Genomic DNA, 14,975 nt, shown 5'->3' with positions numbered 1-14,975 from the left:
GCAGGCTCTACGTCCCTTTTCGCGATGCACAATAAAGGGGGCGGCCGATGGCGCAACATGTGCTGGTCTCGGGGATCGAGGTCGACGCGCAGCTCAAGTCCTTCCTCGAGGAGGAAGCGCTTCCCGGCACCGGGATCGAGCCCGCGTCCTTCTGGTTCGGCTTCTCGGCCCTGCTGCGCGAGCTCACTCCCGAAAACCGCCGGCTGCTGAGGAAGCGCGACCGCCTGCAGGAGGCGATCGACCGGCGCAACGCCGGCCTGCACGGCCTTCCGCCCTCGCCTGTGGAGGAAGAAGAGTTCCTCCGCGAGATCGGCTATCTCGTCGATCCGCCGGCGCCGTTCACGATCGGCACCGAGAACGTCGATCCGGAGATATCGCGGATCGCCGGACCGCAGCTCGTCGTGCCCGTCAACAACGCGCGCTACGCCCTCAATGCCGCCAATGCGCGCTGGGGCAGCCTGTACGATGCGCTCTACGGCACCGATGCGCTCGGCGACCTGCCGCCGGCGGGCGGGTATGACGCGGCGCGCGGCCGGCGCGTGGTCGACTGGGGCCGTGCTTTGCTCGACGAGATCGCCCCTCTCAGCGGCGGGCGGCACGCCGACGTCTCCTTCTACCGGATCGAGGGGGACCGGCTGGTGACCGACCGGGGCGGACTCGACGATCCCGCCCGCCTCGCCGGCTGGCGCGACGGCGCCATTCTGCTGCGCCACCATGACCTTCATGTCGAGATCGTGCTCGACCCCGCCCATCCCATCGGCCGCGACGACATGGCCGGAGTGGCCGACATCCTGCTCGAGAGCGCGATCACTGCGATCATGGATTGCGAGGACAGCGTGACCGCCGTCGATGCATCGGAGAAGATCGGCGTCTACCGCAACTGGCTGGGGCTGATGAAAGGCGATCTGTCCGCGCAGGTCGCGAAAGGGGGTCGCAGCTTCGAGCGGCGGCTCGCCGAAGACCGGCATTATGTCGCGCCCGGCGGCGAGACGCTGACCCTCAGGGGCCGCGCGCTGCTGTTCGTCCGCAACGTCGGGCATCTGATGACCAACCCGATGATGAGGATCGATGGCGAGGAGGTCCATGAAGGCCTCGCCGACGCCGTGATCACCGCGCTGATCGGGCTCCACGACATCGGCGAAAGGCGCGCCAACAGCGCGGCCGGATCGATCTACATCGTCAAGCCGAAGATGCACGGGCCGGAGGAAGCCGCGTTCGCCGGCGCGCTGTTCGATCGCACCGAGAACCTGCTGGGCTTGGCGCGCAACACGATCAAGATCGGGGTGATGGACGAGGAACGCCGAACCTCGGCAAACCTCGGCGCGGTAATCGCGGCGGTGAAGGACAGGATCGTCTTCATCAACACCGGTTTCCTCGATCGCACCGGCGACGAGATCCACACGTCGATGCGACTGGGCCCGATGGTCCGCAAGGGCGAGATGAAGAGCGCGGCCTGGCTCAAGGCCTATGAGGACAACAATGTCGATACCGGCCTCGCGTGCGGGTTCCCCGGCCGCGCCCAGATCGGCAAGGGCATGTGGGCAATGCCCGATCGCATGGCCGACATGCTGGCCCAGAAACACATCCATCCGGAGGCGGGCGCAAGCACCGCCTGGGTCCCCTCCCCCACGGCCGCGACCCTGCACGCGATCCATTATCACCGCGTCGACGTCGCCGCCCGGCAGCGCGCACTTGCCGGCCGGACTCCCGCCGCGCTCGCCAACCTGCTGACCATCCCGATCGCCGATGGCCGAAACTGGAGTGCGGAGGAGGTTCGCGAGGAGCTCGAGAACAACGTCCAGGGCATCCTTGGCTATGTGGTGCGCTGGATCGACCAGGGCGTCGGCTGCTCCAAGGTCCCCGACGTCCACGACGTCGGCCTGATGGAGGATCGTGCGACCTGCCGCATTTCGAGTCAGCACGTCGCCAACTGGCTGCTCCACGGGGTGGTCGCGCCCGCGCAGGTGGAGGAGGCGCTGCTGCGGATGGCCGCGGTGGTGGACCGGCAGAATGCGGGCGACCCAGGTTATCGGCCGATGGCGCCCGATCCGGAGGCAAGCATCGCCTTCCAGGCCGCGCGTGCGCTGATCTTCGAAGGGGCGGCGCAGCCGTCCGGCTATACCGAGCCCCTGCTCCACACCCATCGGCTGGCGCTCAAGCGGGCGGGGTGACGCTCCGCCGGGGCATGCGTCAGGCCGCCGGAACGCTCTCCAGCCAGGGACGCACGGCCTCGAGCCGCCGCGCCTCCTGGGCCGCCATCTCGCGGACGTACGGGCTGTCCGATCCGATCGCGGCTTCATAGACCGAGATCCGGTCATCGGCCGACGAGGCGAGAGCCGCCTGCGCCCGCACCGCCGCGAAGCGGATGCGATCGCTGGGATGATGGTCCGCGAAGTCGGTGACGAGCGCGCGCCCCTCTTCGCCGCCGCAATGACCGGCGAGGAGAACGAGGCTCTCGAGCGACGACGGATTGCCGACCTTGACGATCTCCGACCGCTCGATGTCGAACAGATATTGGTGGCGGAACTCGCTCGCCGGCGAGAGCGCGAGGATGTTCAGCGAAATCGACAGGGCGTCCGGCGGCAGCTGCCTGTGCACGTCGCGGTGCCGGCGATAGAGCAGCACCTTGCCGGGATCGAGCCGCGAACGCTCGACGAAGCGCAGGTCCACCTTCTCGCCGCTATAGCCGACGGTCCGCTCGTAATCATATTCGTAATAGTCGCTCCAATAGCCGGGCCCGTGATGCCCGACGGTCAGGAAGCTGAAATTGTGGTCGTGCGGCAGCTCGTAGAAGAAGGGATCCTTGCCGCTGTTCACGACTACGCTGTCGGTCTCGGCAGGCCAGAAATTGGCGCGGATGAGGTATTTCCCCGAGCTGCCGTGCAGGACGAACACCTGCGGCGTGTACTGGTTCTTCCGCCGCTGGCCCGAGCAGTTCTGCTTCAGCTCCTCGATGATCAGATCGCCCAGGAAGCGCCGATTGTTGGAGAGGGCACGCAGCGCCGGACCGAAGGCGACGATGCTCTCCTCGTCCTCCGGATCGAAGCCGCCCGTCTCCAGCGCCTCGATCAGATCGCCGAGCTCGATCCGGTCGTCGGTTTCGGTCTCGATCAGGCGGGGCATGACTGGCGCTCCTCGGCGGGCGTATCCCCCGGAAAGAAGGCTGCGAGCGTCTGCGCGGCCGCCCCGCGGACCTCCGGATGCGGATCCGATCGGGCCATTTCGCGCAAGTGCGGCAGAGCGGTATCCGCGTCGAGGGCCAGCAGCTCGCGCATCGCATGCCAGCGGCCATGGAAATCCTCTTCCCGGATCGCCCTGATGAACAAGGGAACGGCATCCTGGCGGTCCATGTCGCGCAGCAAGGTCAGGAGAAGGCCGGTGCGCGAGGCCGCATCGTCGGTGCTGCTGGCGCCGACGAAGGCCATGGTGCGCGAATCATATTCGCGGCTCAGCGCCCCACCGCCGACGCGCGTCGTCGCCTGGACGTAGACCATGGTCGCGCTCAGATGCTCGATGACGAAGGCCTCCCGGCGGCCGTCGAGGACGATCGTCTCGCCGTCGCGAAGCTTGCGGCGGCCGACCGGCCGGCACGGCGCGGCGGCCACCGCGGAAAAGCTCTCGTCGAGCATGGGCGCTTCCCAGAAGGACAAGGTCGCGCCACCCGCGTCGATGAAGTGAAGCAGGCTGTGATCGCCGGTGAAGGTGATCGACGAAGGCCCCTGCGCGAACGTCCGCTTGGCGGCGAGATCGTCCGCCGCGATCTCCGCGAGGAGCAGACTCAGCTCCGGCCGTTCGTACAGCACGAGGCCCGACCGGATGGCGCTCGACACCGCGCGGAAGGCCGGCCGGAAGAACGGGTCGGCGCGTGCGGCGTCGATCAGCGGGCGCAGGCACGCCTCGATCGCACCCGGAGTCGCGAGGAAACGCGCGGCCGCGGCAAGGACGGCCGAGCCCGAATCCGCCACTTGGTCGACCTGGTCTGCCAACGCCTGAAGCGCCGGCAGCGCCTCGACGGCAGCCCCGGCGCGCACCACGCCCTGCATCGTCTCGTCACGCGCGCGGGCATCCGCCATCCAGCGCGCGAGCACGTCTCCAGCGATCATCCGCTTCGGTTACTCCCTCGGCGCGGAGGGCGCCAGAGCGCCCTCCCCTACCGCCGCCTCAGCTGAAGATGATGATCAGGATACCAACGCAGCCCGGGCCGCCGACTTCCCTCTGCTTGACCGAGCCATGCAGGCCCACCGGCGTCTTGAGCTGCGGCAGCTTGGCGATGTCGATCTTCTTCATGATATTCCTCCGTTGGCACTGCAGGCGGAAGAAAGATCGTCTTGTTCTGAAACTCGCGAACCTCGCGAGGCACGGCCGCGACGTCTTTTCTACCCCTGCTGGCCAGTCGGTCGGAAGCCGGATTCCTTTCGCAGCGCGGCAGATTTAGGTGGGGACCAAATTGAGGAAATCTCGGGAAAAGCGGTGGATAATTACGCCGACTCAGACCTCAAGCCGCTGCTCTCGCTCGGCTTCCTCGGCATAGTCGCGGTGAATCTCCTCCAGGCGACGAAGCTCGTCCCGCTGCCGGCGACGCGAGCGGAGCATCCACAGAAACAGCAGGACGAGCAGGCCGAGCGCGACCATGCCGCGAAGCGAGGCCGCCCATTTGACGATGGCGATAACGGGATGATCGATCTCCCCCTTGGTGCTCACCCGATAGAGGAGCGCCGCCAGGATCGCCGGCGGGAAGGTGATCAGGCTGAACGTGGCACGCCGCAGCCGGGTCCGCGCCAGCCGGATGCTGCTCTCGAGGAAATCGGTGCGCGTAGCGGCCGCGAGGGTACGATTGATCTGCCGGAAGTTGCGGCGCTTCCAGTTCAGCCACAGAGTCATGACGATGGTGAGCAGGGCGCCGGCCGCAACCGGCAGCGACGGCTTCATCATCGCCCCGAGTACAAGGCTGCCGACGATGATCACGGCCAGCGCCGTGTCCGCCCAGCCCATCAGCCGCGCCTCGCGCCTGGCGCGACGGGCCAGCGCATCGACGTCCTCGGCCGTACTGGCGTCCGGCTCGTTCCAAAGCTCGGCGAGCTTCTCCAGGTCCAGATCGGAATCGCTCATGACCGCCGCTCCATGATCGACTTCAGCGTCGTCTTTGCCCGCTGGCAGCGGAGCATGACGGCGTTGGTCGAAATTCCGAGGATCTCGGCCATCTCGGCATAGCTGAATCCTTCAATGGCAAGGACGATGGCCTCGCGCTGGGGGATGGGAAGAAGCTGGATGGCTTCGACCAGCCGCTTCTTCTGATCGTTGCGGAGGGCGATCTCGTCCGGCGGCGGGGCCGCGGAGATGAGATCGGTCGGCAGCTCGACCTGCCGCGGCTCACGCGCGCGCCGGGTGACGTGCGAGATGCAGCGCTTCTGCGCGATCGAGGCGGTGAAGGTCTTGAGCGAGGCCTCGCCCCTGAAATTGTCGAGGGCGATCCAGACGGCGAGCAATATGTCCTGGACAAGCTCGCGGCGAAGGGCCGGATCGGCCTCGTAGGACAGCGCGATGCGCGTGATAAGGCCGGTGCAAGTTGCACTGACCTCCGCGAATTGTTGCTCTTTGATCCCGTCGGCGCCCATTACAGCAGCAAGGCCCGAGGGGAGCGTGCCCGCCGGGCCGGGATGGGCTGCCAGATTGCCGTCATCGAAAGCCACGCACCGGAGGGTCTTCGTAGAAATGGACAGGAGCGCACAGAATAGCGGCACGACCGAAGTACGCAATGGTCAGGGCTTCGACGTGACGGCTCTCGAGAAGTGGCTGGAGCGCGAGGTGCAAGGCTTCGACGGCCCCCTGCAAGTCGAGCAATTTCGCGGCGGCCAGTCAAACCCCACCTACAAGCTGATCACACCGCGCCGTTCCTATGTGCTGCGGCGCAAGCCACCCGGCAAGCTGCTGCCCGGTGCGCATGCCGTCGATCGCGAGTATCGCGTTATCAGTGCGTTGCAATCGCAAGACTTTCCGGTGGCGCATGCGCATGCCCTCTGCACCGATGAGACGGTGATCGGAACGGCCTTCTACGTGATGGACATGGTCGAGGGCCGCATCTTCTGGGATGCCGACCTCCCGCAGGTCCCGGACGCCGAGCGGCCGCTCTACTTCGATGCGATGAACGCCACGATCGCGCAGCTGCACCGGATCGATCCCGCGGCGGCCGGCCTCGCCGATTACGGCAAGTCCGGCAATTATTTCGAGCGGCAGATCCGGCGCTGGTCGACCCAGTATCTGGAGGATGTGGAGGCGGGCCGCGTCGCGGCGATGGACCGGCTGGTCGAGTGGCTCCCGTCGAACATCCCGCCCGGCGAGGACGAGGCGCGGGTCATCCATGGCGATTTCCGCTGCGACAACATGATCTTCCACCCCGAGGCGCCGCGCGTCCTGGCGGTGCTCGACTGGGAGCTGTCGACTCTCGGCCATCCGCTCGCCGACTTCAGCTACCACCTGATGATGTACCGGATGCCGGCAGGCGTCACGACCGGCCTGGCGGGGCTGGACCTCGCCGCCCGGAACATCCCCTCGGAGGCCGACTATGTCGCGGCCTATTGCCGCAGGACCGGCCGCGACAGCATTCCCGATCTCGATTTCTACATCGCCTTCAACATGTTCCGGCTCGCCGCCATCGTCCACGGGATCAAGGGACGGATCGCGCGCGGCACCGCCGCCTCGGCCCATGCCGACAAGATGGCGGCGAGCCTCGAGGGGCTCGCCGATCTGGCCTGGGCCCAGGCGGTGAAGGCCGGCGCCTGACCCGTGGCGTGAGGGCAGCCGGAAATTCCGGCTGCCCTCCTCGCTCATTGGACCGGGAAGCCCCGCTTGCGCATCAGCGCCTTCACGTCCGGATCGCGTCCGCGGAACGCCCGATAGGCTTCGGCGCGATCGGTCTCGTTGCCGGTCGACAGCAGGGTCTGGCGGAAGCGATCCGCCGTCGCCTTGTCGAACGGATTGCCCGCCTCCTCGAACGCTGCCCAGGTGTCGGCATCCATCGTCTCCGACCACAGGTAGGAATAATAGCCGGCCGAGTAAGCGTCGGACGAGAACAGGTGGTTGAACTGCGGCAGGCGGTGCCGCATCACCAGCTCCTTCGGCATGCCGATCTTGGCGAGCGCCTGCCGCTCGAACGAATCCGGATCGACGACGCCGTCCGGATCCATGTGCAGCATCATGTCGACGATCGCCGAGGAGAGATATTCGGCGGTCGCGAACCCCTGGTTGAAGGTCGAGGCGCGATCGATCTTCTCGATCAGCGACTGCGGCATCGGCGCGCCCGTCTTGTAGTGCTTGGCGAAGCGGCTGAGCACCGGCTGGGTGAGCAGCCAATTCTCGTTCACCTGGCTGGGATATTCGACGAAGTCGCGCGGGGTGCCGCCGAAGCTCGGATAATGCACGTCCGACAGGAAATAGTGAATGGCGTGGCCGAACTCGTGGAACAGCGTCTCGGCATCGTCGAGGCTGATCAGCACCGGCTCGCCCGGGGCGGGCTTGACGAAATTGTTGTTGTTCGAGCCGAGGACGATCTGGTCGCCGAGCAGGCCGGCGCGGCTGCGATAGGTGGTCGCCCACGCCCCCGAGCGCTTGCCGGTGCGGGCATAATCATCGCGGTAGAAGACGCCCACCTGATGGCCGTCGCGGCGATCGGTGACGCTGTAGACCCTGATGTCCGGGTTCCAGGTGGGCACGGTGCCGGTGATCTCCTTGAAGTCCAGCCCGTACAGCTCGCCCGCGGCCCAGTAAGAGGCCTCGATGATGTTGTTGAGCTCGAAATAGGGTTTCACCTCCTCCTGGGAGAGATTGTACCGGTCCTTGCGGACCTTCTCCTGATAGTAGCGATAGTCCCAGGGCTCGATGGTGAGCTTCGGATCGGTCTTGCGGGCGAGCGCCTGCATGTCCGAGACCTCCTCGCGGACCCGGGCCGCGGCGGCGGGCCAGACGCGCATCATCAGCTCCATCGCCCGCGCCGGCGTCTTCGCCATCGTGTCCTGCATGCGGAAATCGGCATGGTTGGCGAAGCCGAGCAGCTTGGCGCGATCCGCGCGCAGCTTCACGATCTCGGCGATCGTCTGGTTGGTGTCGGTCGCGCCGCCATTGTCGCCGCGGTTGACGAAGGCACGCCAGACCTTCTCGCGCAGGGCGCGATTGTCGGCGAAGGTCAGCACCGGATCGACCGCGGAACGGGTGTTGACGATCGCGTAGCTGCCGGCGGGCAGCCCCCGCTCCTTGGCCGCAGCCGCCGCGGCCGCCTTGATGTCGGCCGGGACGCCCTTCATCTCCGCCTCGCTGGCGACGATGTGGGTGCTCTCGTCCGCGAGCACCTTCTCGCTGAACGTCGCGAACTTGGCGGCGAGCTCGCTGTTGTAGGCGGATAGTTGCTGCTTCTGCTCGGGGGCGAGGTTGGCGCCGCGGCGCACGAAGCTCTCGTAGAGGCGCGTGACCAGCCGCTGCTGCTTGGCGTCGAGGCCGGCACCCTCGCGGGCGTCATAGACCGCCTTGATCCGCTGGAAGAGCTTCGGATCGAGCGTGATCTCGTCCGAAGCCGCCGAGAGCTTGGGCGACCATTCCTTGTCGAGCGCCTGATAGGCGGGCGTCGCCATGTTGCTGGTCATCACGCCGAACATCGAGAGGACGCGGTCCAGGCGCTGGCCGACCTTCTCGAGCGCCTCGACCGTGTTGGCGAAGGTCGGCGCCTCGGGATTGTTGACGATTGCCTGCACCTCGCGGCGCTGTTCGTCGATGCCGAACTGGATCGCCTCGGGGAAGAGCTCGGGCTTCACCTGGTCCCAGGGCGGAACCCCGTCATAGGGGCCAGTCCAGTCGGCGAGCAGGATGTTGTCGGGGACGGTCACGGCAGCCTCGGTGATGGCGGGGGCCGCATCGGCGGCGCTCTGGGCAGGGGCGGTGTCGGTGGCGGTCGTGCAGGCCGCGAGGCTCAGGGCCGCGGCCGAGGCAAGGAGCAATGCCTTCAAGTTCATATCTCCGTCAGGTGCCCACGGGCGGGCGCCCGCGGCGATGGTTCGCCATATAGAGGGCCCGCTGAAGGGCAAGCAACGGCCCACTCTTGCTCGTTTGGCGTTCAGTCGCCGCCAGTCCTCGCCCGCGCAGCCGCCCCGACACCCCCGCTCGCGCGCAGGCTGCTCGACAGCGCCCCCGCCGCCCACTCCGACAGGAAGTCGTATCGCGCGGTAAGGGCCCGCGGGTCGAGAGCGAGGGCATCGGCCGCCAACCGTTCCCGGGCTGCCTCGTCCAGCCCGTTCCTCGCGAGATCTCCCGCGACTCCCGCTTCGCAGAACGCCAGCTCGCGGCGCTGCTGCGGCGAAAGCGCGGCGGCCGCGGCCGACCGCAGTGGATCGCACGCCGCCGTGGTTTGAGCGTCCTCGGCGAGCGGCCGCGCGTACATCACCGCATTGATGATGCCCCGAGCGTAGAAATTGCCGCACAGCTCAGTGACGTCACGGCGGCGCCCGTCGGCCCAGCGCATCTCGAGCGTGCCGCCGATGATCCCCCAGCAGGGCGAGAGCGGCTCGCGCCCCTTCTTCACCGGGACCACGAACGGCATCGAGTCGGGCTGGAGCAGGAAGCAGGGATCGCGAAGGGTCTGCTCGATGCCCGCGGCCCTTTGCGGGTCGAGGATGCCCACGATGTGATCGCGAACCAGCCGCGCTTCCTCGTCCGGGCTGCGCTGGAAATAGGGGGTCTTCCCGTCCCAGCCCGCAGGCGGAGGTGGCGGCGGTGGTGGCGGACGCGTCGTCGCGTGGTCGACCCGATCGACCCGCCACGCGCCGTCAGCGCCCTTCCACACGACGCTCGACGTGTCGGTCCGCACCTCCTGCGTCTCGCTGCCGCCGGCCCAGATCCGCAAAGTGAGCGCTGCGTCCGCAGGTGGCTGGAACGGCCCGTAGGGCCCGCGGGTGGCGGCGTGGCGTGCTTCCAGCTGCTGGCGCCACTCTGTTCGGCCGGAGTCGTAATCGGCGTAGATCTTGCGGAAATCGATGTCCTTGAACGCCGGACACGCCTTCAGCTGCTGCTTGGTCGGAAGCGGCTTGGACGGGGGCGCAGCATTGGCGGACGTCGAGAGGAGGACCGCCGCACAGGCGGCGCCGACCGCGCGCGCCGCTCCCCGAAGCTGTCGCCAAGCAAGCATTCGCCCCTCCCCTGACCTGGCCCCTTGATGGCCGAAGGCGGCGCGCGCCGCAATCGGTCCTCCCCTCAGCCGGTCACCCGCTTCAACCGCTCGATCAGGCGATCGCGCGCGGCGAGGACCTCGGCGTGACGTTCGATCAGCACGTCGCGGGCGAGGAAGTGGCCGGTGATGCGAAGCCCGTCGTGGATCTCGTCCCATTCCGCGGGGCCACGGTCGCCGAGGAAGCCGGGCAGCCGGAACAGTTTCTCGCGATAGGGCGCGCCCGCTTCGGCGCCTACCGCCCGCCCGCTGCGCGGGCTGACATAGGCGAGGTCGAGGGCAGATCCGGTGACGGCGCATTCGGAGAGATCGAGGCCAAAGCCGAGCTCCGAAAGGACGAGCAATTCGTAGCGGACCAGCGCCGCGGCCCAGCCGCGCGCCGCAGGCGCGGCATCGATCGCGCCGAGGAGGCCGTCGAGCGCGAGGTAGAGCCTCGGATAGGGCTGCCCCTCGGGCAACGCGGCCGCCGCCAGCGCCGTTGCCCAGTCGATCGCCGCCGCCGGCAGCGGCTCGGAGAGCAGGGCGCCGCGGCTGACGCTGAGCTCGGCGGTGAGATGCGGCAATTGATCGGCGGTGCGGGCGCGGAATTCGCAGGCGACGACATTTCCGGGCAACAGCACCGGCCGAAGCGCCCGGGAGCGGCCGCCGCGCACATAACCGGCCTGGAGGCCGTCGTCGGGGGTCAGCGCGCGGACGATGGCGCCGTGTTCCCCGTGCGGCCGCACCGCGCAGATGATCGCCTGGGTCTCGAGCCGCATCGGCCCCGTCTATCAGCGCCGCAGGCGGCGAGCGAGGCCCTCCAGCGTCCGATGCCGCGCCAGCGACTTGGCGACCGCCACCGCGCGATCGAAGCCGGTCAGCGACCAGCCGACCGCGAGATTGGAGACCGTCGGCCGGAGCAGCAGGAGATCGACGCACGCCACCTCACCGGTCGAGAACAGGCGCTTGTGCTGCCCCTCCCCTTCGGTGAAATCGAACAGGCGGAAACGCCCCTCCTCCATCAGCTGGCGCATCGCCTCGAACTGGAGGACGGTGCCCGGCGACAGATCGGCATGCGCCGGATCGTAGCCGAGAAAGGCGTAGACCAGGGTCGTGCCCTCCGCCGGCGCATAGAGATAGCTGATCGGCCGTTCGTCCAGGAACAGGACCCAGCCGCGCATCGCGTCCCGTGCCGCGCGTGCCCGCAGATCGGCCAGCGCCGCCTCCCCGTCGGGCATGCCGGCGTCGAGCAGCCTTTCCTGATAGCTGATCGCCGAGACGGCGCGGGCGTGGCGATGGAATTCCTCCGCTTCGGACGCCGTCCGATAGCAGCGCAGATCGAGCGTCCCGCCGCAGCGCTCGGCGAGCTTGCGCACCTTGCGCTTCAACGTCGACCGGCTCTTGGCCGAGAAGCCGGCGAGATAGGCGTCGAAGCCGAGATCGAGCGACGCGAAGAAGCGGGGATAGCGTTGCCGCACGAACGGCTTCAGGCCTGGCCGGTCCGCGAGCAGCGGCGCCAGGCTCGCTTCGGCAAGCGAGACGATCAGATAGCCGTCGCCACAGGCGTCCGGCAGCGCCGGCACCGTGCCGCTGCGCGCCTGATCGAGCGTCAGCGACACCCGCTGCAACTGCCGCCGGATCCGCCACAAAGTGCGCGCTCCGACGCGGAACGGAAGGGCGATTGCGGCGCTCACAGGGCGCGCTCGTAGACGGCGTTCGCCCATATCTGCTCGGCCATGCGCCGCGCGGTGCGCAGCCGCCGGGCGGGGAGCGGCCGGGCGTCGGCGGCGAGCGGCACATTGTCCAGATCGCTGAAATGGACCGTGGGCATTCCCGCACGTCGATCGGCGAGGAAGGCACACAGGCGCTCGAAGCGGCGGCAGAGCGTCCGGTTCGGCCGGGCGCCGTCGCGGCTGGCGAATTCGAAGCTGTGGCTGACGAAAGTGACCAACGGCTGGCCCTCGCGCTCGGCATGGAGCAGCGCCGCCGCCATCTCGTCGAACGACACCGCACAGAGCTGGAGATGGCGCAGCTGGCCGGGCCAGTCCTCGATCTGGCCGACCGGAATCTCGATCATCCCGCCGAGGGGGACGGGCGCGATCTGGCTTCGGTCGAGCGGGAGCGCGCTCGGCCACGGGTGATGCGCGCCATTGTGGCTGCTGTCGAAGACCAGGCCGGCCGCGCGCAGCGCCTCGATCGTGCATGAATTGGCGGCGTAACTGCCCGAACGGAAGGCGACCGGCGGCGGCGCGCCGGCGGCGACGAGAAGGTCGCGGGCGGCCTCGATCAGGGCGCGCTGGCGTTCGCCATCATAAGCGGTCAGCTCGAACGCTCCGCCCGCCGCGGCCCCTTCGGCCGCGTTGCGCCAGCAGGGATGGAGATGGAGCTGGACCTCCTGCCCCGCCGCGAGGATGGGCTCGACCATCGCCCGGATCGGCGCGAGGCCGTAGACCTCGGCCGGCATCGGATCGACGAAGAAGCAGGCTTTCAGCCCGTGCTCGCGGAGCAGCGCGAGCTGCCAGGGCACGCCGACCCCGGCCGGATCGTAGGAGAAGCGGAGGTTCTCCTGCCACGAGGCGCCGCGCGCATGGTGGCGCCAGGCGAGCTCGGTATCGACGGTCAGAAGGACGCGCGTGGCCATCCTCGGCGGCTTAGCCGCTCGGATGAAAATAATCGTAAATGGAGCGCGCCATGCCCCGCGAGATTCCCGGCGCCTTCTCGAGATCCTCGAGCGCGGCGCCGCGCACCGCCTTCGCCGTGCCGAAGTGCATCAGCAGGGCGCGCTTGCGGCTCGGGCCGATGCCCGGCACCTCGTCGAGCGGCGACGAGGCCATGCTCTTCGCGCGCTTCTGGCGATGCGCGCCGATCGCGAAGCGGTGCGCCTCGTCGCGCAGCCGCTGCAGGTAGAAGAGCACGGGCGAGTTGACCGGCAGGGTGAGCTCGCGGCCGCCGGGCAGGTGCATCACCTCGCGGCCGGCGTTGCGATCCGGCCCCTTGGAGATGCCGACCACCGGCACGTCGTGGATGCCGGCGCATTCCAGCGTCTCGAGCACCGCGTTGAGCTGGCCTTTGCCGCCGTCGATCAGCAGCAGGTCCGGCCAGTCGCCGCGGCTGCGGTCCGGATCCTCCTTCTCAAGCCGGGCGAAGCGGCGGCCGAGCACCTCGCGCATCATCGCGAAATCGTCGCCCGGTACGGTCTCGTCGCGCTTGATGTTGAACTTGCGATACTGGTTCTTGAGGAACCCCTCCGGCCCGGCGACGACCATCGCGCCGACCGCGTTGGTGCCCATGACGTGGCTGTTGTCATAGATCTCGATCCGCTGCGGCGGCTCCGACATCTCGAACATCTCGGCCAGTGCCCGCAGGTTCTTCGCCTGGGTGCTGCTCTCGGCGAGATGGCGGTCGAGCTCCTCCTCCGCGTTGCGGGTGGCCTGGCGCATCATCCGCGCCTGATCGCCGCGCTTCGGCTCCTTCAGCGTCACCTTGCGCCCGGCGCGCTCGGACAGGGCCTCGCAGAGCAGCCCCTCCTCGGGGAGGGTGCGATCGACCAGGATCAGCTTGGGCGGCGGCACCTCCTCGTAGAATTGCATCAGGAAGGCGGCGAGCACCTCCTCTTCGGGCACGTCTGCGGTGTGGGCCGGGAAGAAGCTGCGATGGCCCCAATTGTTGCCGCCGCGGATGAAGAAGGCCTGGATCGAGATCGTGCCGCCCTTGGCCGCCAGCGCGAAGATGTCGGCATCGCCCATGCCTTCGGCGGCGATCGTCTGCGTGCCCTGGACGAAGGTCAGCGCGCGCAGGCGGTCGCGGTAGACGGCGGCGAGCTCGAAATCCATCGCCTCGGCCGCCGTCTGCATGGCGCTCGCCAGCTTCTGCTGCACCCGGGTCGACTTGCCGCCGAGATAGTCCTTCGCGTCCTGGACCAGCTCGGCATAGCCTTCCTCGCTGATCCGGCCGACGCACGGCGCCGAGCAGCGGCGGATCTGGTAGAGAAGGCACGGCCGGTCGCGGGTGGCGAGGAAGGTGTCGGTGCAGCTGCGCAGCAGGAACAGCTTCTGCAGCGCGTTGAGCGTCCGTGTCACCGAGCCGGCGCTGGCGAACGGCCCGTAATATTGGCCCTTGAAGCGCCGCGCGCCGCGATGCTTGCGGACCTGCGGAAAGGCATGGTCCTCGCGCAGCAGGATGAACGGGAAGCTCTTGTCGTCGCGCAGAAGCACGTTGTACGGCGGCCGGTAGCGCTTGATCAGCTGCGCCTCGAGCAGCAGCGCCTCCGCCTCGGTGTTGGTGGTGACGATCTGCATCGACCGGGTCTGGGCGACCATCCGCTGCAGCCTCTTGGTCAGCCGCGAAACCTGGGTGTAATTGGTCACCCGGTTCTTCAGCGCCCGCGCCTTGCCGACGTAGAGCACCTCACCCTTCGCATCGAGCATCCGGTAGACGCCCGGCCGGACCGGCAGCGTCTTCACCACCGCGCGGATGGCCGCGACGCCGGCCTCGATGTCCGGCTGGTCCGAGCCGCGGACGGTGTAAGCGGATTTCTCTTCGTGGAAGCGGTCGGTGGGCGGGGTCTTGGTCACGGCTGGCGATGTAGGGGGCCCGGGCGCGGGAGGCCAGTGCCCGTAATCCTCCCTGTCCGCGCAGCGGATGGGGAGGGGGGTGTAGCCGCGGCACGCCGGGGGCATGCCGGAAGGCGGAACCCGGCTGCGCAGCAGCCGGTGGCCGCAGGCTGGTGGAGGGGCCGGGTGCTCCTTGCCGGTCTGCCCGGCCCCTCCACCGCGCTACGCGCGGTCCC

The 14,975-nt window shown here is 68.4% G+C and carries 13 protein-coding genes; 2 read left to right on the top strand and 11 right to left on the bottom strand.

Going from position 1 to position 14,975, the window contains the following annotated elements; genetic code table 11:
- Positions 1 to 47: 47 nt before the first annotated feature.
- Positions 48 to 2,171: a malate synthase G gene (locus tag E2493_RS05115; RefSeq protein ID WP_135084410.1), complete on the top strand. Its 2,124-nt coding sequence runs from the start codon at positions 48 to 50 to the stop codon at positions 2,169 to 2,171.
- Positions 2,172 to 2,190: 19 nt separating this feature from the next.
- On the opposite strand, the gene E2493_RS05110 is transcribed toward E2493_RS05115, so the two are convergent.
- The 5 genes from E2493_RS05110 to E2493_RS05095 form a co-directional block, all read right to left on the bottom strand.
- Positions 2,191 to 3,123 carry a transposase gene (locus E2493_RS05110; RefSeq protein WP_135084408.1) on the bottom strand — a complete coding sequence of 311 codons (933 nt, stop codon included), beginning with the start codon at positions 3,121 to 3,123 and terminating at the stop codon, positions 2,191 to 2,193.
- The gene (locus E2493_RS05105; protein WP_135084406.1) at positions 3,111 to 4,103 is read right to left on the bottom strand and encodes a HEAT repeat domain-containing protein; all 993 of its coding nucleotides are present in this window, start codon (positions 4,101 to 4,103) and stop codon (positions 3,111 to 3,113) included. Before E2493_RS05105 ends, E2493_RS05110 begins: the two co-directional genes overlap by 13 nt.
- Before the next feature lie 58 nt (positions 4,104 to 4,161).
- Positions 4,162 to 4,287 carry a hypothetical protein gene (locus E2493_RS22035; RefSeq protein WP_263854055.1) on the bottom strand — a complete coding sequence of 42 codons (126 nt, stop codon included), beginning with the start codon at positions 4,285 to 4,287 and terminating at the stop codon, positions 4,162 to 4,164.
- 201 nt (positions 4,288 to 4,488) lie between these two features.
- A complete protein-coding gene (locus tag E2493_RS05100; RefSeq protein WP_135084404.1) occupies positions 4,489 to 5,109 on the bottom strand; it encodes a hypothetical protein in 621 nt (206 codons plus the stop codon).
- Positions 5,106 to 5,690: an RNA polymerase sigma factor gene (locus tag E2493_RS05095; protein ID WP_135084402.1), complete on the bottom strand. Its 585-nt coding sequence runs from the start codon at positions 5,688 to 5,690 to the stop codon at positions 5,106 to 5,108. Before E2493_RS05095 ends, E2493_RS05100 begins: the two co-directional genes overlap by 4 nt.
- Positions 5,691 to 5,712: 22 nt before the next feature.
- Between E2493_RS05095 and E2493_RS05090 the strand changes: the two genes are divergently transcribed.
- A complete protein-coding gene (locus tag E2493_RS05090) occupies positions 5,713 to 6,780 on the top strand; it encodes a phosphotransferase family protein (RefSeq protein WP_135084400.1) in 1,068 nt (355 codons plus the stop codon).
- 44 nt (positions 6,781 to 6,824) lie between these two features.
- Here the strand turns inward: E2493_RS05090 and E2493_RS05085 are convergent, their stop codons facing one another.
- The 6 genes from E2493_RS05085 to uvrC form a co-directional block, all read right to left on the bottom strand.
- Positions 6,825 to 8,999, bottom strand: a complete 2,175-nt coding sequence (locus E2493_RS05085; RefSeq protein WP_135084398.1) for a M3 family metallopeptidase — start codon at positions 8,997 to 8,999, stop codon at positions 6,825 to 6,827.
- 101 nt (positions 9,000 to 9,100) lie between these two features.
- Positions 9,101 to 10,168 (bottom strand): hypothetical protein, encoded by a 1,068-nt coding sequence (locus E2493_RS05080; RefSeq protein ID WP_135084396.1) that lies wholly within the window; start codon positions 10,166 to 10,168, stop codon positions 9,101 to 9,103.
- A gap of 65 nt (positions 10,169 to 10,233) precedes the next feature.
- Entirely contained in the window at positions 10,234 to 10,965 is a 732-nt protein-coding gene (gene recO / locus E2493_RS05075) for a DNA repair protein RecO (protein WP_135084394.1), read from the bottom strand.
- Positions 10,966 to 10,977: 12 nt separating this feature from the next.
- Entirely contained in the window at positions 10,978 to 11,880 is a 903-nt protein-coding gene (locus tag E2493_RS05070; protein WP_225421157.1) for a GNAT family N-acetyltransferase, read from the bottom strand.
- A complete protein-coding gene (locus tag E2493_RS05065) occupies positions 11,877 to 12,827 on the bottom strand; it encodes a polysaccharide deacetylase family protein (protein ID WP_135084390.1) in 951 nt (316 codons plus the stop codon). Before E2493_RS05065 ends, E2493_RS05070 begins: the two co-directional genes overlap by 4 nt.
- A gap of 10 nt (positions 12,828 to 12,837) precedes the next feature.
- Positions 12,838 to 14,760: an excinuclease ABC subunit UvrC gene (uvrC, locus tag E2493_RS05060; RefSeq protein ID WP_135084388.1), complete on the bottom strand. Its 1,923-nt coding sequence runs from the start codon at positions 14,758 to 14,760 to the stop codon at positions 12,838 to 12,840.
- Positions 14,761 to 14,975: the final 215 nt, after the last annotated feature.

The organism is Sphingomonas parva (ex Maeng et al. 2020), from assembly GCF_004564275.1.
GTDB classification, from domain to species: Bacteria; Pseudomonadota; Alphaproteobacteria; order Sphingomonadales; family Sphingomonadaceae; genus Allosphingosinicella; species Allosphingosinicella parva.
This window is presented reverse-complemented; position numbering and strand designations above follow the sequence as displayed.